Source organism: Pseudomonas sp. LP_7_YM (assembly GCF_004364435.1).
Taxonomy (GTDB): domain Bacteria; phylum Pseudomonadota; class Gammaproteobacteria; order Pseudomonadales; family Pseudomonadaceae; genus Aquipseudomonas.
In genome coordinates, this window is sequence record NZ_SOCT01000002.1 from 53,590 (window position 1) to 69,892 (window position 16,303).

Below are 16,303 nucleotides of genomic sequence, written 5' to 3' on the forward strand. Positions count from 1 at the left end.
ACGATTGTTGCAGCTCAGTGATCGCGATGTCTCTGACACGAGGCCTTCGGGAGCAGTTTGCTCTACAGATGCGATTTAGGACTAAACGCTCAACGCCATGCTTTCCGGGGGCTCGGTGGCGGCTTGCAATGTGAAATCAGCGCAGGTACGAAGTCGGCAACCAGGTTACGAGCCAGTCTGCTGGCGCAGGCAAATGTCAGGCTACTCGTCTGCGCCTGACCTACTGCTTTCGTCATCTGCGACGTCCTGGCAGGGTTTGCTGTTTCCGGGATTGGACCTGCATGCACAGGCCCCGCACAAACCGGTTTGAAAAATGTGGAGCTTCAGGGCGTTGAGCCTGCGCGCTCCGCCAGCGTTTGCGCGCCACGCTCTCTCACCCAGAACAACGTTGCCCCAGCCACAGCCGCAGGCATCATCAGCAGGTTGACGACCGGAATCAGCAACACGAGATAGACGATCCCGCCAAAACTCATGCTCTGCCAGCGCTTGGCGCGCAGCCATGCAAGCATGTCTTGCCAGCTCATTTTGTGATTATCCGCCGGGTAGTCGATGTATTGGATGGCCATCATCCACACCCCGAACAACAACCAGAGCGGTGCGGCGATGATGTTGACCACCGGGATCCATGACAGGATGAACAGCCCTGTGGCGCGGGGCAGGAAGTAGCCCAATTTGCGCATCTCCCTGCTCAGGGTCCGCGGGATCATTTCGATCAGTTCGGACCAGCTGAATGCAGGAAAGTCATCGGTGCCACGTAGCACCACCTCGACTTTCTCCGAGAGAAATCCGTTGAACGGCGCGGCAATGACGTTGGCGATCATGGTGAAGGTGAAAAACACCATCAGTATCACCAGCACCACAAACAGCGGCCAGAGGATGTAATTGAGGAAGCTCAACCAACCGGGCAAGTTCGGCATGAACGAGTCGACCCAGAGGCTGAATTGGTGACCGGCGAAATAAATCAGTGCGCCGAACAGCACGACATTGATCGTCAGTGGGAGCAGAACGAACAGGCGCAGCCCTGGGCTGAGGACCAGTTTCAAGCCCTCGCGCAGGTATTGCGGGCCGCAAAGAGCGGGTGCAGGCATGGGAGCCTCCAAACGTTGAAAACGCGCCGACCTTACCGACTTTGTGACATTGGCGGAAGCCGGATCGGCATCATGACATTCGTCGAAACAATCTCGCGCCGCCAAAGTCTATCGACCTCATGCGGGTAACCAATGCCGGGATAGCGACAACCTATGAACTGGATAATGAAACGATATTTCCTTAATCTTCGCCGCCCCGATAAGCTTGCGGGCAACTTTTAGACCTATTCCCATTCACTTTGAACCTCGAAGGAGTCGTAATGAGCGTTCTGGTAAACAAACAGGCCCCTGATTTCACAGCAGCGGCAGTCCTGGGTGACGGTTCGATCGTCGACAGTTTTCAGCTGTCCTCCCTGCGCGGCAAATACGTCGTGCTGTTTTTCTGGCCATTGGATTTCACATTCGTGTGCCCTTCGGAAATCATCGCGCACAACAACCGCATTGCTAAATTCCGAGAACTGGGCGTCGAGGTCGTTGGCGTTTCCATCGACTCTCACTTCACCCACGCTGCGTGGCGCAATACGCCGGTTGAGAAGGGCGGTATCGGTGAAGTTGAATTCACCATGGTTGCCGACATCAAGCACGAGATCACTCGCGCTTACGGGATCGAACACGAAGACGGCGTTGCGCTGCGCGGGTCGTTCTTGATCGACCAGGCTGGCGTGGTTCAGCATCAGGTTGTCAATAACTTGCCCTTGGGCCGCGACGTTGATGACATGGTGCGTCTGGTCGAGGCGCTGCAGTTCACTGAAGAGCACGGCGAAGTTTGCCCTGCCGGCTGGCGTCCAGGGCAGAAAGGCATGAAGGCTGACGCTTCAGGCGTCGCCGACTACCTGGCTGAAAACGCCAAGAGCTTGTAATACCGGGCTGCGACCTGGGTCGCAGCTTCAAGATTTCGGGATGGGTAAGCGATTCTTTACTTGCCCATCCTTTTATTCCAGCCGGTACGCCGGTTTAGACCACAGTAACTCCGACCACACATCACGATGGCCGGTCAATAGGAGTGTGTCATGTCTGATGTACGTCATTCCCGAGTGATTATTCTCGGCTCCGGCCCTGCCGGATACAGCGCTGCGGTCTATGCGGCCCGTGCCAACCTCAAGCCACTGCTGATCACCGGCATGCAGGCTGGCGGTCAATTGACCACCACCACCGAAGTCGACAACTGGCCGGGCGATCCCCATGGCCTGACCGGCCCGGCACTGATGGAGCGCATGCGCGAGCACGCCGAGCGTTTCGAGACCGAGATCGTGTTCGATCACATCAACGCCGTTGATCTGGCCGGTAAACCGTTCAGCCTCAAGGGCGATAGCGCTACCTACACCTGTGATGCGCTGATCATCGCCACCGGCGCCAGCGCCCGCTACCTGGGTCTGCCGTCCGAAGAGGCGTTCATGGGCAAGGGCGTTTCGGCCTGCGCGACCTGCGATGGTTTCTTCTATCGCAACAAGCCGGTGGCAGTGATTGGTGGTGGCAACACGGCTGTGGAAGAGGCGCTGTACCTGGCCAACATCGCGAGCAAGGTGACGCTGGTTCACCGCCGCGATACGTTCCGTGCCGAGAAGATCCTGATCGACAAGCTCCATGCGCGTGTGGCCGAAGGCAAGATCGAACTCAAGCTCAACGCGACGCTGGATGAAGTGTTGGGCGACAACATGGGCGTCACCGGTGCGCGTCTGAAAAACAACGACGGGACTTGCGCAGAGCTGAAAGTCGACGGTGTGTTCATCGCCATCGGCCATACCCCGAACACTTCGTTGTTCGAAGGGCAGTTGGCGCTGAAGGACGGCTACATGGTCGTTCAGGGCGGTCGCGAAGGTAATGCGACGGCCACCAACGTTAACGGCGTGTTTGCAGCGGGCGACGTGGCTGATCATGTTTACCGTCAGGCGATCACCTCGGCCGGCGCAGGCTGCATGGCTGCGCTGGACGTTGAGCGTTACCTGGACGGTCTGGCGAACGCTTCGTACTGATCAGGTGCTCCACATGAAAAAACCGGCTCTAGGGCCAATGCCGATCAGTTAAGCCCTACCGCTTGACCTTTGGCAGCAAGAAATCAAAATCCGATGCTTTTACTGGCATCGGATTTTTTTATGCGTCTGGCTCGGGCCCTGGAACTGACCCACAACATCGCCTCCACTCCCGACTCAATTCGGGGACTGGGCTCTTTACTCGATCCTTCTTTGGTCGAACAGGCCCTTGAGCAGGCAGGTGTCGCGGCGTTGCGCAAGCGACGCTGGCCCCTTGAAATGAGCTTTAGCGCGTGTATTTGGGCAATTCTCGGGTTTATCAACAGCGTCAGTACGCTGTGATACAGCGCGCAGCAGGCAGTCCGGAGGTCAGGTTTTCCGGGTCAGTGGCGCAGCGCTGAATTTCACTCCAGCCAGGCCATGCTTGATCAGTGCACGAATGTTGCCGTGGTCTTCGCCTTCAGGGGTGGCCGCCACCGAGCGATAGTGTTCGCCAAACGCCAGCAGGGCCTCTTCGTCGCTCAGGCCTTCCCGTACTGCCAAGCCCAGCGTCTTGCACGAGCCCTCATTCTGTCCCGCTGCGTTTTCTACTTGGCCATTGCTGAACGCTTGCGGCTGGTAGTCGTAATTTGCAGCGATGAAAGCCAGAGTGTCAGCAAACAGGTGCTCGCCGGTTTTCAGGTTGGCACGCAGGGTATCGAGATCAGTCATGTTTGTGTTCCTTGGCGAGCGCGGCTTGTTGCTCGGCGCTGGCTTCTTTCTGATAGAGGGATTTCCACTCGCTGTACGGCATGCCGTAGACCACTTCGCGGGCGTCATCGAGGCTGATGTCGATCTGCTTTTCATCGGCTGCGGTCTTGTACCACTTGGACAGGCAATTGCGGCAGAAACCGGAGAGGTTCATCAAATCGATGTTCTGCACGTCCTTGCGGCTGTCCAGGTGCGCGACCAGACGGCGAAAGGCGGCGGCTTCGAGTTCGAGGCGTTGTTGCTCGGTCATGATGGGCTCAGTGCAAATGAAAGATGAAGCGGATGATAAGAGTGCAGGGCGGGGCGGGCAAGGTCGGTGGTCTTGTTCCAGACGGCAGTAGGCTGGCCGAGTCAGATACCTCGTTCAGCGTGGCTTTGGGAAGCTTGCTCACCAAAGCCAGGCGCCGGTCGCCGAAGAATTGGCGAATGCACCGCCGGATTCGTGAGCAAGCGCTTTGCCCCAAGCTTTATCTGGCTGACGGGCAACAGCTCAGCGTTCAGCGGCCAGGGTGATCGACACCGATTCGGCAAACCGCAGCGCATGGGGCTTGTCGACTTCGACTTCGGCATATTGCACGGCCGCATGACTCATCACCAGATCGAGCACTTCCTGGGTCAGGCGCTCGAGCAAGGCAAAGCGGTTGCTTTCAACGTGCTGGATGATCGCCTTGGTAATGGTCCGGTAGTTGAGCGCGTGATCGATGTCGTTGTCACGTACCGCTTCCTGCGCAGCGTAGAGGATCGTCAGGTTGATCAGCACGTCCTGTTTGTTGAGGATTTCATCTTCATTGATGCCGATGTAAGTGCGCAGGCACAGGTCTTTGACCCGGATACGCGCAGTGCCTGGTTCGAGTCGTGCCATGGACTACTTGCTCCGTCCGATCAGTTGCAAAAATTCCATTCGGGTGGTGGCCGAGTCGCGGAAGGCGCCGAGCATTACCGAAGTGTTCATGGTCGAGTTTTGCTTTTCGACACCGCGCATCATCATGCACATGTGCCGGGCTTCGATGACCACCGCCACGCCCGCTGCGCTGGTTACCCCCTGAATGGCATCGGCGATCTGCCGTGTGAGGTTTTCCTGAATCTGCAAGCGACGGGCGAACATGTCGACGATCCGTGCAATCTTCGACAGCCCCAGCACTTTGCCTGTAGGAATGTAAGCCACATGCGCCTTGCCGATGAAGGGCAGCATGTGGTGTTCACACAGCGAATACAGCTCGATGTCCTTGACGATGACCATCTCGTCGCTGTCCGAGGCGAAAAGCGCGCCATTGACGATCTCCTCCAGCGTCTGGTCGTAGCCGTGACACAGGTACTGCATGGCCTTGGCCGCGCGTTTCGGAGTGTCCAGCAGACCCTCACGCTCCGGGTCTTCACCCAGGCCAACGAGGATTTCACGGTAATGCTGTGGCAGTGACAGGGTCATCAAAGGTTCCTCGGGGCGGCGGCTTACTTGACGTGCCGTCCACCATTTACGGTCAGTGTGGTGCCGGTGACATAGGGATTGTCCAGCAGATAGCGCACGCTCTGGTAGATCACTTCTGGCCCCGGTTCGATGCCCAGTGCCGATTTGGCCAGCGTACGGGCGCGATACGCCGCGTCGTCGTCGGGTTGAAACATCAGCAGGGCCGGAGCGATGCCGTTGACCTTGATGTGCGGGGCGAATCGAGCGGCGAACGACAGCGTCAGGTTGTCCATGCCCGCTTTGCTTGCGCAATAGGCGATGTGCTTGTGACTGCCCTTACGCGTGACGTCGTCACCGATGTGAATGATGTCGGCTGTCTCCGAGCGCTGCAAAAGCCCGGCGCAGTGCAGATTAATCAGGTAGGGCGCGAGCATATGCACGTTAATCAGGCGAGTGAACACGTCGCCTTCATGACCTTCCGTTTCTGCCAGCCATTCGGAGGCGTTATGCACGATGGCGCGCAGACTGTCGGTGCGGTCCTTAAGCTGTGCGATGAAGCTCAGCACGCTTTCCTGTGATGAAAAGTCTGCCTGAACCGTGATCGCGCCCAGCGCCTTAAGCCTCTCGACGCCCGGCCGCTCGGAACGGTAGCTGATAATCACCGGCTGGCCCTCGCTCAGCAGCCGTTCTGCGCAGTACAAGCCGATACGCTGGCTGGCGCCAGTGATCAGGACAGGGGCAGGGGAAGAGGCCATGGCAGCTCGCGCGTTATCAGAAAATAAGGAAACCGGAAGGTTGCGGTATCGGCTCTGAATCGCAATTGATTGCTTTCATTGCGCCATCAGAGAACGAACGTCTGCGGCAAAGTTAACCCAACGGTCAGAGGTGTACAACCAGCCCGCTGGCAGAGGTCATGGGATACGACCGCAGCGAAAGCGTCCACGAGACCGACGCGCAAGCGTTGCCGTGTCAGCGCGTGGAGGCTGGCTCGGCGGGGTTCGTTGGGACCTGGCCGTTGCTGTGCAGCCATCCTGACAGTAAATGGGTCGACAACGGGATGAACCAGAACACCATCAGCGGGGTGAGGATCAAGGTACTGATCATGATCCGCGACAGCAAATCCAGCTGGCCCAGCAAGGGCCCCAGTACGTAATTGAAAATCAGTGACACAGGAAAGAATGCCAACCAGATCGCCACAGCCTGTTTCCATCGGGGAGGGCGTTGACCGACGGTGCCGAACCAGCCCTCCATTCCCCGTACCCGGTGCACCGAGTTTTTTGCGAAAAGCCCGCTGCCACGCACCAACCAGGAGCGTCGGGAGGCCGAATGCTCCCACGCGTGCATGGTGGCTTCATCGGCGAAGCGGAATATGATCTGGAATTCGTCGTCTCCCGGAGGCGGTGCAAGGACGCCGGACCCTAGATAGCCAGGAAAATCGGCAGCGAGCTGTTCGCCTTCATGCAGCCAGGCAATCAGTTCCTGATAGCGACCGTGGGCGACGCGACGCGCAACCATTAGCGTGACGGGTGAGGTAGACATTGTGTATCTCCGGTGGACGAGCGAGTTTCCCGGATAGGGAAATCACAGGGCGCAACGCCGGGGTGGTGGCGGTGCGTCAGCTTCGTTAAGAGAAGCAAGCAAGGATTATTCCCGAATCCGCATGCAAAGCCAGAAGTCTTTGCCGATCTCGAGACTCAAGCGCTTGATAGCAGATGTACAATCGAGCACCAATGACTCTGCGAGGGATACTTTGATGACCCGGTTGCTCAGCGCCCCAGTCGGCAGCGATGACGAATTGCTCCCCATTCGCGAGGTGTCGCGCCTCACTGGCGTCAATTCGGTCACGCTGAGAGCCTGGGAGCGTCGATACGGCTTGATCACGCCGACGCGCACCGACGGTGGACATCGCCTTTACACACAGGCCGATGTCCACACCGTTCGCAACATCCTGATGTGGACGGAGCGCGGGGTGGCCGTCAGCAAGGTCGGCAAAGTGCTGGCAGGTATCCGCGATCTGGACGCCAGAGGCAAAGGCCCGCTCGGTTTGGTTGAGAGCGCCGGGCAGCGGACCTGGAAGGCGCGCTTGCGTCAGGCGGTTAACGACTTCGACGAGCCGGGGCTGGATCAGATTTACGAACAGATTCTCGTCCTTTATCCGCTTGAGGTGGCGTTCGAGGACGTACTGATGCCGGTCTGGCACGATTTTGCGTTGCGCCATGATTCATTCGGTCAGACCAGTGAGTGGTTATTTCTGGACAGCTTCCTGCGCACGCGCACCGTGCAGCGGTTGCTGACCCGTAACGTCCGTGAACACCGCGTGGTACTGACGGCCATACCTGATGGATGCCGAGAGCTGGAACTGTGGGTCGCAGGCCTGCTAATGGCCTGCGAAAAAACTGCAGTCTGCGTGTTGGCGCCAGGCCAGCCGCTGGAAGAACTGGCACTGGTCTGCGGCAAGATGAAGCCGGATGCGTTGGTGCTGTTTTCCGGTCAGATGCCGTCGGCGGATCTGAACAGGCGCCTGGAGCGTCTTAGTCTGGGGCTTGAATGCCAATTGTTGCTGGCAGGAACAACCGCCGATATGGCTCAGGACAGTCTGCAAGGCTCGGCGATTGGCTGTCTGGGCAGCGACGCCGTGGTCATGCAACAGCGTTTGCAGCAATTTCTGGCGGGACGGCTGGATACCTGAGCCAGCCGCGCACTACAAGCTTCGAGATAGGCGACACGATCTAATCTTGCAGCATGAAGCTTAATAGGCCGCAGCTGCTTATAGATGCATGGACGGATGGACTTTGCGGTGTTCCTGAAGGATGTACTGGCGCAGGCGCTCGGTGTCTTCCTTGCTGTTCTGGCTTAGGCGATACGCGGCCAGCCCCTGTTCGGTGAGGCGTTCGAAGGCCCCGCGCAGGGCAATGGGCGCAATGCCTGACGGGGTGAACCAGGCAGAAAAATATTTCGGCGGTTTGGTCTGCTTGCGGATTTCCAGCAGGATGCCTTTGAACGAAATCTCGTGAACCCACAACGCGGTCAGGGAGCCCTTTTCCGTTTGGAGCGCGACGGGTTCTGGCAGCGTCAGGCGCCAGGGGCGAATACGCGGGCCTTCTTCAAAGATGCTGGGAGCGCCGAGTTCCAGGTGCAGTGCATGGAATTCGTCTTCGACCAAATGCAGCGGGAAGGTCATCTTCTGGTTGTCGAACTGCGCCTGAAGTGTGACCTGCTCATGGGCAGCCAGACGCGTGAGCAGATCCTGAATCTGCACGCCGCCGTTGACCACCAGGCTGCTGGAGTTGTCGCCCTGATTCAGCTTGGGGTTGTGCTGCATGTTCTGGATAAACTCCAGCTCATCCTCAGTAAGGATATTGTCGCGCTGCATTGTCGAGCTCGATTAACCGGTTATTGAAAAAGCAGACATTAAATCCACTGCTTGGTTGCTTCCATTCGTCAGCGGCAGACTATCAGCGCTTCAACGCCTCGATTTCCAGCCGAGCTTGCGCCAGTTCTGCCTGTAGTTCGACAACTTTCTGTTGCGTCTGCACATGTTCGGTGACGTCTTTCTGGATGCCAATGAAATACATCAGTTTTTCGGCATCGTTGAATACCGGCGTGATAGACAGCTCATTCCAGAATGAGCTTCCATCCTTGCGATAGTTGCGAAGAACCTGACGACAGGGCTGGCCTTTCTTTAAGGCGTCGCGAATGGCTCTGCGTGCGAACTGGTTGCGGTCATCCCCTTGCAGCAGTCTGCAATCCTGATAAAGAACTTCGTCGGCGCTGAAACCGGTCAGCCGCTCGAACGCCTTGTTGGCATAAATGAGAATGTTATCGTCCCCTTCATGTTCGGCGATGACGATCCCGTCGTTCGAGGCGTCGACCGCCAGTTGCATCAGCTTTGCATTGATCATCTTCAGCCTCCATGCGAGTTCGCAGAGGCGGCATTCTAAGACATTGCATCTGTCTGGGGCATAATGCCGGACGATTTCAATCAGTCACAGGATTACCCAATGAAAGTCGCCATTGTTTCGGGATCGGTATACGGCTCTGCCGAAGAGGTTGCCCGACACGCCCAGCAGATCATCAAGGATGCCGGTCACGAAGTGCTGTTCAATTCACGGGTGACGCTGGCTGAACTGCAGGCATATGCCCCCGATGCGTTCCTGGCCGTGACCTCGACCACGGGCCTTGGCGAGTTGCCGGACAACATCGTGCCGCTCTATTCGCAAATCCGCGACGTACTCCCGGCCGCATGGCGGGGCTTGCCGGGCGGCGTAATCGCATTGGGCGACGCCAGCTACGGCGATACCTTCTGTGGTGGGGGTGAGCAGTTGCGCGAATTGTTTCTCGAATTGGGTGTTCGTGAAGTGCAGCAGATGCTGCGTCTGGATGCCAGCGAAACGGTCACCCCTGAAAGCGATGCCGAGCCTTGGCTGGCTGAGTTCATCAGCAAGCTCGGCGCCTGATTCAACCCTGTGCCGATGTTCCCCGCGTCTGGATCAAGGCACTGAGCACACCGGTTATCCCGTTGCGTTATCGAGCGCCATTCAGTGGGCCTCGTATTGATTGTGGCCTGCTCGCACCTGGTTGAGACTCGGTGACTGTTCAGCGCGTTCTCGAGCCATCCGGTCGGTCCAGGTTCATGGCAGAAGTTGAGAGCAGGCGCCATTACCGGGGAGGTTGGCATGGGTGAAGCGTTACGTTGTCGAAAACAAAGTAGTCATCGTCACGGGTGCCGGGGGCGGACTTGGGCGTGCCCACAGCCTTGCTGTTCGCCCGGCATGGCGCGCAGGTACTTGTCAACGATCTGGGCGGATCGGCTCATGGCGAAGGTGCCAACGCTTCAGCTACCAGCCGGGTTGTGGCAGAAACTCGCGGTTTGATGGTGTTTGTATAGCGGCCAGTTCCAAAGATGGGATTGGCCTTTTTGTAGGGCTGTTATTTGTTTGTGTGTAGGAATACTCTCTTTATCAGGCAATGATCCCGTCTTTAACCTTTATGTCTAAACTTCTGCGTCAGCGCTCCGACAGGTTCTGAAAATCGATGTGGTCTTCGGAGGATTTATGATCGGGAATTTGAGCAAGGTTCAAGAGCGACTGAAATTCTATACAGTTGTTCCAGATAATCGATTCAGCGTCAACTCGGGGCTTAGTCCAAGTGAAGAGGCAGCGAAGCAAAAAGTTCGCCAGTACTGGGCGGACCAGGATATACCTAATGTCGAAAAGTTAGCCGGATTGAATCTTGATTTAAGCGGGTTTGATCCTAGAAATACCTCACATAAAGAGCTTAGATCGATAGCGTTCATCCTGGCGGATCTTGGTATCGTTGATGGTGGCCTCATCGGATCGCTTTCGGATATGAATATTGAGCTCGACAATGCAGGTAATAAGATCAATGTTGATAAGCGTGTTAATGCGTATGCGTTTATGGATCGAAGTCTTGAGTTTTTAAAAAAACATATTAGCGAGGGCGGCGATCACGCTAAAGGTGCATTGATTGATATGAATACGGCAATTACCGTTTTAATGGCATTGGAAGAGCGAGCCAAGACCCCCCTAGTCAAATCGCTTGTTGATATCCGTGCGTAGCGGTGTGCGCGTCGCGCTTGGGACTAGCCGCATAGACGGGTCCAAGCGCGATTCGCATGCAGTTTACATAGGTACGCTGAAGCTGCCTCGATAGCTCACTGTGTGGTTTGTCAGATTATCAAGCACGAGCCTAAAGGTGCCGGCCCCGTAAGAACCAGAAGGGTCATAAGTGGGTGGGGTGATAGCGTTCCAGCTGTCGCCCACCCGTTTCTCTACCTTCACAGTCAATTGCCCCGAAGCACCTCGTACGGTGAAGCGATGGAACGTCGCATCGCATTTCACTGTATAAGGCCCATAAATGACCTTCATCTGACCCGGGGCAGCGGTGCCTGAAGAAATAGAACCCGAGAGCTTGGTACAGAAATTCAGGTTGGCTCCATTAGGCTCTGCACTGGCAACGCCGCCCAGTGATCCAAGGCCTAAAGCCAGTAGCAAAACAGTCATTGCTTTCTTGTTCATGATGAACCTCATTAGTCACAAATTCAGATTTGTCGTTGCGCAGGTCCACACCTGAGTCGCTTCGATGACTAATGTTTAACCATACTAGTTTGTAGGACTGCTGCTGATAATACCGTGGGTCATTTCCCAAGGGGGCCGCTTCATTAGGCCAGCACACGTCACCTGATATCTGCACGCCAGCGCTATGTCAAATGCCAGTCAAAAAAAAGCCGCTGCAGCGGCAGCGGCTAAACAAGACGTTAGATCCAGGAGCTTGAAAATCTACGTCGGAAAATTCCGTCAGAGGTCTGAAAGCAACATCACTCAAACGAAAGGAGCGGAATTTCCAGTTCGCAACGAGGGTAGTCGCGAAGTGCCTGAAGCATAAGTTCTTTTCGTGCGCTTAAATATAGCTGTTTACGACATGGAGTTTTACGCAGGCGGCAACAATTAAAGGCGCTTCTTGATCAGGCGCCTGCTTATTCCTACACGTGATGTCGCCAGATATGACCTGGCAATATAAGTATGTACCTCGATCAGGCTCCAGTCGGATCGTTTAATAGCGGCTCACTTTCATCGCTTATCAGTGTTCCTGAGCGGCTGGATGCCGCGACGGGATGAGCGATTTACCTTGGAGCTTGACCCATGAATGCAGTCATTGATTCTTCCCCTAACTCTGCCTCATCCCAACGCCTCGATCAGATTACCCTGCATCTCGCCAAACTCGCCGAAGCCAGTTCGGGCTGTCAGCAAGTCCTTGCCCACAGCCAGACCTTTCGCGAGTGGGCAGCGCAGCTGCTTCGCGAGCGTATCAAGCAGGCCCGGCTGGGCTTCGGTTTGCGCGTCTCCAATCCTGACGCAATTTTTTTCAACCGGCGCGACAGCAACGGCAAAATTTCTTCGGTCGCCATGACCGATCTGCTGATAGACGCAGCACGTACCATGAGTTTCGCGGCAGAGGTTGCAGATGCAGGTTTCCATGTGCAACACGCAACGTTGGACCCTCGCCATGCACTGGCCAGGTCTCAAAGCAGGCAGCTGATAGACATTATCAAGACGCTGATGCCGACGTTGGCCTCAGCCTATGAAACCCATCAGCGCAACTTCTGGGAGCGCGAAATCGCCAATCCCGCAGATGCGCAGCGGATGGACACGACGTTCCGGACACTGGCTGAGCTGCAACGCGATGCGCTGCTCGGTGAAATTGAGCTACTGGTTTTGTCTCGATCCATTGGCCTTGCACAGCGCAGTCGCCTGTCCAGCGTCGCACGTGGAGAGTCTACCGATGGTGTCTTTTCGCTGTCCTGGGCATCACGAGGCAGCCGTTACATTCAATTGCCGTCGGTCTATGTCGTCACATCGTCCGCTCAAAGCGCCGGTGAGCCTTCGGGCGAGGTCTTTCTGCTGATGCCGTGCAGAGGCATCGCGCGTATTGAATCCGTTGCGGTTCTGCGGGAAACATTGAGTCGTCATCTGACGGGGCCAGACGCCGACCAGCACCTCATAGACTGCATGTCGTTGTCCAATCAGGGCCGACTGAGCGACGGACCAGTCATCGCCCCTGACGCCTGGAAGTTCACGCCCATCGCTCATCCCATGTTGGCTGACCACATGCAGTCGGTACGCCTGAAGCAGGAAGAGGATCTGAATTTCCTCATGCAGCAGCCTGCGCTGGACAGCGCAAACTTTCACGCCAGTCTCGAACGCGTTCAGTTGTGCAGCCATCTGGACGACGCGTTGGGCCATCGTTTCAACCTGCTTTCGGTACGGATGGAAGCGCTCTTTCAGCCAGAGTGGCGAAAATACGCCAAGCAATCAGACCAGACGTATCTTTTGCTGCTCGAGAAAAAGCACCGAGCGCTCAAAAACAGCGTTGCCAAACGGCTGGCAGGCGTTGAGTCGTTCGCTGTATTCGCTTATACCGAACTCACCAGCCACATCCAGCATCGCCTTGGCTGCGCGATCGACCCACGCAAAGTAACGATCCAGATGGAGGACAGCATTGCGCTGGGATCCGGCCAGACCTTGAGCGCAAAATATCGAAAATCGTTGTTTGAATTCGCCGTCGATGGTATGCCCAATGCTGCGGGGAAAATGATTTTCGAACCGGCCGAGGATACCCTTCACGCCGACTTCACCGAGGACTTTGTCACCACGATGGTAGCCGAGTTGAACCTTCATCATCGGTACGGTGTTGCCTTGCGACAGGCTTATGAAGATCCGGACAATCTTCGCGAAATGGTTTTACACCGCGACAGCGCCATCGCCTTGAGTGCTTTTACCGCGTCGATGCAAGGCCACCTGGTTCAGGAACGCAGCCATGAGCTGCTGGGCATGATCCGCGCTGATAAAAGCAAGGTCGGTTCCCGGTACAGTATTGGCAGTCTTTATCTGCTTGAGACCCATACACGTTTCAACGATTTCATCGTATTCGCGGACAAAACCGAGTCTTCCGAGCATTTCGTTCTGTATGCGCCCGGTGCTCCAGATGGACAGGATTTCTTCGAGTTCGGCTCTTGGCGACAGTTGTGCTTCAAGGTTGGCGGATGGCTGGCAACGGAGTCTGGCCGCTCTTATATTCATGATCAGTTGGCGGGACCGACCGAGCGCGGGCATAGCGCGGTCATCAATGACGTTCAGTTGAAACCGGCCCTATGGGGCTTGAACAGCTGCCTTTTCGTTCCTTGCCGAGGAATGATATTCGAAAACAATCTGGCTGACCTCATTACTCAGAAGGTGTCACGAACCGTCCGTGCGGCGGAAATGAGCGCGCCGTCAACGGACACCCGGACTTCTTTTGCGAGCCCATCGGTCGCGGCTCTGATGGATGCCCGGATCGAGGCGCTGAACACAGAGTTCATGAGGCTCAGTCCTGAACTGATCGATTTCCGCAGCTACGTTCATCAGCAGACCTCCCGGTTGCTGAACGACTACCTGCGCAGTACGGGCTACACGCGTCATGTCGATCCCGACACCCTGTACCTGGGCCTTGGCTCACCGCGTCGGGCTGCCCCGGAGTTCGGTGAGCACAGCGAGCTGCGTCAGTTGACCCAACTCATGATGCTGGGAAGCGAGGACGTTCTTTCCCATCGGCCGCAGATACATCTGTATTCCTCGACCGGAATGGATGTGAGCGTACTCCCGGTGACGCTGATCAAGTTCATCGATAAGCACATCCGCGAGGCGGACATGGGCGCCAGATACATGGGCTTCCTCAAGGAAAAATTCCTCAGCGGCAGCGATCCTTTGTATGCAAGACGCAAGCTGTTGATGGCCAAACGTGTTCAGTACGAGATGACACGCGGAGCGTTCAAGGCGTTCATGCGAGGCCAACTGGATGAGGGCCAGTATGCCTGGTTACGGCAGGTCATTATCGGACTTGACAAGAATGCCGCTCCTTCCAGCAAGACCAGCAGTGTTTCGGCATTCAGGATTGCTAACCAGATCATCGAAGGTGTTTTCATTTTTCGGGATTTCAGCAAGAACGATTCGGCCTACAACCTGCTTTATACCCCCAACTCACCGGATGGTATCTCTTTCAGGCCCTTGACCGATTACGCCCGGCTGCTGGACTCGCCTGAGATGCAGAATTACTGCTACCGGCGTGTTGCCTACATGGGCCAGCCGATGGTTGGCACCTTCCTTGAACGGCTGCAACGGGGCGGAAAGTTTGACGAGCAGCTCATTAGAATCGTGAATCGCTTCGAGTATCGGGTCGTCGATGCCGAGCAGCTTTACGGCGACATGATCGGTCGAATGATCGCTGACGTCGACGCGCAGACCGTCAGTCACGCCGAAGCGCGGGCTGCTGCCGCGTGGAACGTCATCCAGTGGCTGGGAAATGTGCTGTTGATGCCCTTCCCGGCGGCCCGCATCGCCTGGGGTATCTTCACCAGTGCCGTCAAGATCTATCAGGGCGTGGATGCCTATCTCTCCGGTGATCGGGCGACTGCTCTGCCTCTTTTAGTGGACGGAGTGATCGGTATCGTTTCCGGGGGCAACAAGTTTCGAAAACTGTTCGGCGCCGCGCAGTTGGCTGTGACGGGGGGCGGTGTGCCCGTGGGTATCTGGATATGGAGCAAACGTGAATTTGAATCGAAGTTTCAGAAAGCGGTCAATGAATACCTCCGGGACCAGGCAAAGTCACTAATCTCTGGGTAAGCCTGATTCGCTGCACCGGGTCGTCACTCAGCATAAGCGCATATTCCAGGTCATGACGTTCAGCCTGGGCGCAATCTAGCGTTTGATAGAGGCCGGCCCGTGCAAGATAGTCGCTCGTATTGGCTTCGCCCATTTCCAGTACACGATTTGCGTCTTCCAGTGAGGCGATAAGGTCGTCGTTTATCTGATGCAGATGACGCAGATTGCGCGACAAACGCTGCAACATGATTTGTGGGGTTGCCGCGCGCAGGTGTTGAGCCTCCAGCGGGATGTCCGAGCCGAACTGGCGCAGTAACAATTCTCGACAGTCCTTGGAATACAGCCTGCGTCCGTCACAAGGGTTCAGCGCATGGTCGGCCCCTGGCACCCGCAGCAAAAAATGCCCCGGGAAATTCACCCCTTCCAGTGGAATCTGTAGGCGACGGGCGAGTTCCAGCGCCACCAATGCCAGTCCCAGCGGCTGACCGCGCCGATGCTCGATTATCTTGTTCATCAGGGCGGATTGGGGGCCGGGCCGAACCCTGTCATCTTGCTGAAAACCGATCATCGCCATAGACCGCAATAGGGGCTGAGCCAGCTCGGCAGCGGGAAGCATCGGTAGCTCCGCGCCGATCTGGCGCTTGAGTTGATCGAGGCGTTCAAGCGTTTGCCTTGGGTCGACCTGAGCATCATGCTCGACACAGATCCACAGGGCTGCTTCAAACGTGCGCGCAGGTGTAGAGCGCAAGCAGGCAAGACATTGCTGACGTGGATTCATCGACTTCTCCAGTCATTGCATCAGGTGTCTGAGAATGTGATCCTGAAAGCCTTTCGTTTTAGCCTCCGTGGCTGCCTTCGTCCAGTTCCGAATGCCAGCCCCGACTGTTTGCCGGAAAAACACCCGCTGGATGCGCACATCGTCCGACGGGGCCA

20 protein-coding genes and 1 pseudogene are annotated in these 16,303 nt (G+C 56.5%); 8 read left to right on the top strand and 13 right to left on the bottom strand.

Annotation, left to right across the window (positions count from 1 at the left end; translation table 11 throughout):
- Positions 1 to 323 precede the first annotated feature (323 nt).
- Positions 324 to 1,088, bottom strand: coding sequence for a sulfate transporter CysZ (gene cysZ, locus EC915_RS05255; protein WP_133749485.1), 765 nt, complete (start codon positions 1,086 to 1,088; stop codon positions 324 to 326).
- A 260-nt stretch (positions 1,089 to 1,348) separates the two neighbouring features.
- Between cysZ and EC915_RS05260 the strand changes: the two genes are divergently transcribed.
- From EC915_RS05260 to EC915_RS05270, 3 genes are all read left to right on the top strand, one after another.
- Positions 1,349 to 1,948: a peroxiredoxin gene (locus EC915_RS05260; protein ID WP_133749486.1), complete on the top strand. Its 600-nt coding sequence runs from the start codon at positions 1,349 to 1,351 to the stop codon at positions 1,946 to 1,948.
- A gap of 150 nt (positions 1,949 to 2,098) precedes the next feature.
- Complete coding sequence (gene trxB / locus EC915_RS05265; RefSeq protein ID WP_133749487.1) at positions 2,099 to 3,061, top strand: thioredoxin-disulfide reductase; 963 nt, start codon at positions 2,099 to 2,101, stop codon at positions 3,059 to 3,061.
- A gap of 120 nt (positions 3,062 to 3,181) precedes the next feature.
- The gene (locus EC915_RS05270; protein WP_256658667.1) at positions 3,182 to 3,400 is read left to right on the top strand and encodes a transposase domain-containing protein; all 219 of its coding nucleotides are present in this window, start codon (positions 3,182 to 3,184) and stop codon (positions 3,398 to 3,400) included.
- Positions 3,401 to 3,427: 27 nt separating this feature from the next.
- Here EC915_RS05270 and EC915_RS05275 read toward each other — a convergent pair whose 3' ends face one another.
- From EC915_RS05275 to EC915_RS05300, 6 genes are all read right to left on the bottom strand, one after another.
- Positions 3,428 to 3,769, bottom strand: coding sequence for a HopJ type III effector protein (locus EC915_RS05275; RefSeq protein WP_133749488.1), 342 nt, complete (start codon positions 3,767 to 3,769; stop codon positions 3,428 to 3,430).
- A complete protein-coding gene (locus EC915_RS05280; protein ID WP_133749489.1) occupies positions 3,762 to 4,058 on the bottom strand; it encodes a DUF1244 domain-containing protein in 297 nt (98 codons plus the stop codon). The genes EC915_RS05275 and EC915_RS05280 overlap by 8 nt, the downstream gene beginning before the upstream one ends.
- 240 nt (positions 4,059 to 4,298) lie before the next feature.
- Complete coding sequence (gene folX / locus EC915_RS05285; RefSeq protein WP_133749490.1) at positions 4,299 to 4,670, bottom strand: dihydroneopterin triphosphate 2'-epimerase; 372 nt, start codon at positions 4,668 to 4,670, stop codon at positions 4,299 to 4,301.
- Between the two features lie 3 nt (positions 4,671 to 4,673).
- The gene (gene folE / locus EC915_RS05290; protein ID WP_133749491.1) at positions 4,674 to 5,234 is read right to left on the bottom strand and encodes a GTP cyclohydrolase I FolE; all 561 of its coding nucleotides are present in this window, start codon (positions 5,232 to 5,234) and stop codon (positions 4,674 to 4,676) included.
- Between the two features lie 23 nt (positions 5,235 to 5,257).
- A complete protein-coding gene (gene folM / locus EC915_RS05295; protein ID WP_133749492.1) occupies positions 5,258 to 5,968 on the bottom strand; it encodes a dihydromonapterin reductase in 711 nt (236 codons plus the stop codon).
- Positions 5,969 to 6,182: 214 nt separating this feature from the next.
- On the bottom strand, positions 6,183 to 6,752 hold the full coding sequence (locus EC915_RS05300) for an antibiotic biosynthesis monooxygenase (protein WP_133749493.1): 570 nt from the start codon (positions 6,750 to 6,752) through the stop codon (positions 6,183 to 6,185).
- A 214-nt stretch (positions 6,753 to 6,966) separates the two neighbouring features.
- Between EC915_RS05300 and EC915_RS05305 the strand changes: the two genes are divergently transcribed.
- Complete coding sequence (locus EC915_RS05305; RefSeq protein WP_133749494.1) at positions 6,967 to 7,902, top strand: MerR family transcriptional regulator; 936 nt, start codon at positions 6,967 to 6,969, stop codon at positions 7,900 to 7,902.
- 78 nt (positions 7,903 to 7,980) lie between these two features.
- Here EC915_RS05305 and EC915_RS05310 read toward each other — a convergent pair whose 3' ends face one another.
- Both EC915_RS05310 and EC915_RS05315 read right to left on the bottom strand, forming a co-directional pair.
- Positions 7,981 to 8,586 (bottom strand): hypothetical protein, encoded by a 606-nt coding sequence (locus EC915_RS05310; RefSeq protein WP_133749495.1) that lies wholly within the window; start codon positions 8,584 to 8,586, stop codon positions 7,981 to 7,983.
- 82 nt (positions 8,587 to 8,668) lie between these two features.
- On the bottom strand, positions 8,669 to 9,115 hold the full coding sequence (locus EC915_RS05315; RefSeq protein WP_133749496.1) for a PAS domain-containing protein: 447 nt from the start codon (positions 9,113 to 9,115) through the stop codon (positions 8,669 to 8,671).
- Between the two features lie 99 nt (positions 9,116 to 9,214).
- Between EC915_RS05315 and EC915_RS05320 the strand changes: the two genes are divergently transcribed.
- The 3 genes and pseudogenes from EC915_RS05320 (at position 9,215) to EC915_RS05330 (ending at position 10,792) form a co-directional block, all read left to right on the top strand.
- Positions 9,215 to 9,670 (top strand): flavodoxin, encoded by a 456-nt coding sequence (locus tag EC915_RS05320; RefSeq protein WP_133749497.1) that lies wholly within the window; start codon positions 9,215 to 9,217, stop codon positions 9,668 to 9,670.
- Between the two features lie 219 nt (positions 9,671 to 9,889).
- Positions 9,890 to 10,080, top strand: a pseudogene (locus EC915_RS05325) (serine/threonine protein kinase); the annotation flags it as partial.
- Positions 10,081 to 10,267: 187 nt separating this feature from the next.
- The gene (locus EC915_RS05330; protein WP_133749498.1) at positions 10,268 to 10,792 is read left to right on the top strand and encodes a hypothetical protein; all 525 of its coding nucleotides are present in this window, start codon (positions 10,268 to 10,270) and stop codon (positions 10,790 to 10,792) included.
- A gap of 63 nt (positions 10,793 to 10,855) precedes the next feature.
- Here EC915_RS05330 and EC915_RS05335 read toward each other — a convergent pair whose 3' ends face one another.
- The 3 genes from EC915_RS05335 to EC915_RS05345 form a co-directional block, all read right to left on the bottom strand.
- The gene (locus EC915_RS05335) at positions 10,856 to 11,251 is read right to left on the bottom strand and encodes a hypothetical protein (protein ID WP_133749499.1); all 396 of its coding nucleotides are present in this window, start codon (positions 11,249 to 11,251) and stop codon (positions 10,856 to 10,858) included.
- A gap of 660 nt (positions 11,252 to 11,911) precedes the next feature.
- Positions 11,912 to 12,211, bottom strand: coding sequence for a hypothetical protein (locus tag EC915_RS05340; protein WP_133749500.1), 300 nt, complete (start codon positions 12,209 to 12,211; stop codon positions 11,912 to 11,914).
- Between the two features lie 330 nt (positions 12,212 to 12,541).
- Positions 12,542 to 12,955 (bottom strand): hypothetical protein, encoded by a 414-nt coding sequence (locus tag EC915_RS05345; RefSeq protein ID WP_133749501.1) that lies wholly within the window; start codon positions 12,953 to 12,955, stop codon positions 12,542 to 12,544.
- 12 nt (positions 12,956 to 12,967) lie between these two features.
- On the opposite strand from EC915_RS05345, the gene EC915_RS05350 reads away from it, so the two are divergent.
- Positions 12,968 to 15,391 (top strand): dermonecrotic toxin domain-containing protein, encoded by a 2,424-nt coding sequence (locus EC915_RS05350; protein WP_133749502.1) that lies wholly within the window; start codon positions 12,968 to 12,970, stop codon positions 15,389 to 15,391.
- On the opposite strand, the gene EC915_RS05355 is transcribed toward EC915_RS05350, so the two are convergent.
- Positions 15,345 to 16,148: a SirB1 family protein gene (locus tag EC915_RS05355; RefSeq protein ID WP_133749503.1), complete on the bottom strand. Its 804-nt coding sequence runs from the start codon at positions 16,146 to 16,148 to the stop codon at positions 15,345 to 15,347. The two genes, EC915_RS05350 and EC915_RS05355, sit on opposite strands and share 47 nt — an antisense overlap.
- Between the last annotated feature and the right edge of the window lie 155 nt (positions 16,149 to 16,303).

What these genes read in the sequence shown, in the direction of transcription:
- cysZ (WP_133749485.1), bottom strand. Translation starts at nt 1,088, where the DNA reads ATGCCTGCACCCGCTCTTTGCGGCCCGCAATACCTGCGCGAGGGCTTG.
- EC915_RS05260 (WP_133749486.1), top strand. Translation starts at nt 1,349, where the DNA reads ATGAGCGTTCTGGTAAACAAACAGGCCCCTGATTTCACAGCAGCGGCA.
- trxB (WP_133749487.1), top strand. Translation starts at nt 2,099, where the DNA reads ATGTCTGATGTACGTCATTCCCGAGTGATTATTCTCGGCTCCGGCCCT.
- EC915_RS05270 (WP_256658667.1), top strand. Translation starts at nt 3,182, where the DNA reads ATGCGTCTGGCTCGGGCCCTGGAACTGACCCACAACATCGCCTCCACT.
- EC915_RS05275 (WP_133749488.1), bottom strand. Translation starts at nt 3,769, where the DNA reads ATGACTGATCTCGATACCCTGCGTGCCAACCTGAAAACCGGCGAGCAC.
- EC915_RS05280 (WP_133749489.1), bottom strand. Translation starts at nt 4,058, where the DNA reads ATGACCGAGCAACAACGCCTCGAACTCGAAGCCGCCGCCTTTCGCCGT.
- folX (WP_133749490.1), bottom strand. Translation starts at nt 4,670, where the DNA reads ATGGCACGACTCGAACCAGGCACTGCGCGTATCCGGGTCAAAGACCTG.
- folE (WP_133749491.1), bottom strand. Translation starts at nt 5,234, where the DNA reads ATGACCCTGTCACTGCCACAGCATTACCGTGAAATCCTCGTTGGCCTG.
- folM (WP_133749492.1), bottom strand. Translation starts at nt 5,968, where the DNA reads ATGGCCTCTTCCCCTGCCCCTGTCCTGATCACTGGCGCCAGCCAGCGT.
- EC915_RS05300 (WP_133749493.1), bottom strand. Translation starts at nt 6,752, where the DNA reads ATGTCTACCTCACCCGTCACGCTAATGGTTGCGCGTCGCGTCGCCCAC.
- EC915_RS05305 (WP_133749494.1), top strand. Translation starts at nt 6,967, where the DNA reads ATGACCCGGTTGCTCAGCGCCCCAGTCGGCAGCGATGACGAATTGCTC.
- EC915_RS05310 (WP_133749495.1), bottom strand. Translation starts at nt 8,586, where the DNA reads ATGCAGCGCGACAATATCCTTACTGAGGATGAGCTGGAGTTTATCCAG.
- EC915_RS05315 (WP_133749496.1), bottom strand. Translation starts at nt 9,115, where the DNA reads ATGATCAATGCAAAGCTGATGCAACTGGCGGTCGACGCCTCGAACGAC.
- EC915_RS05320 (WP_133749497.1), top strand. Translation starts at nt 9,215, where the DNA reads ATGAAAGTCGCCATTGTTTCGGGATCGGTATACGGCTCTGCCGAAGAG.
- EC915_RS05330 (WP_133749498.1), top strand. Translation starts at nt 10,268, where the DNA reads ATGATCGGGAATTTGAGCAAGGTTCAAGAGCGACTGAAATTCTATACA.
- EC915_RS05335 (WP_133749499.1), bottom strand. Translation starts at nt 11,251, where the DNA reads ATGAACAAGAAAGCAATGACTGTTTTGCTACTGGCTTTAGGCCTTGGA.
- EC915_RS05340 (WP_133749500.1), bottom strand. Translation starts at nt 12,211, where the DNA reads ATGGAAACCTGCATCTGCAACCTCTGCCGCGAAACTCATGGTACGTGC.
- EC915_RS05345 (WP_133749501.1), bottom strand. Translation starts at nt 12,955, where the DNA reads ATGGCTGCACAACTGAACGCGTTCGAGACTGGCGTGAAAGTTTGCGCT.
- EC915_RS05355 (WP_133749503.1), bottom strand. Translation starts at nt 16,148, where the DNA reads ATGAATCCACGTCAGCAATGTCTTGCCTGCTTGCGCTCTACACCTGCG.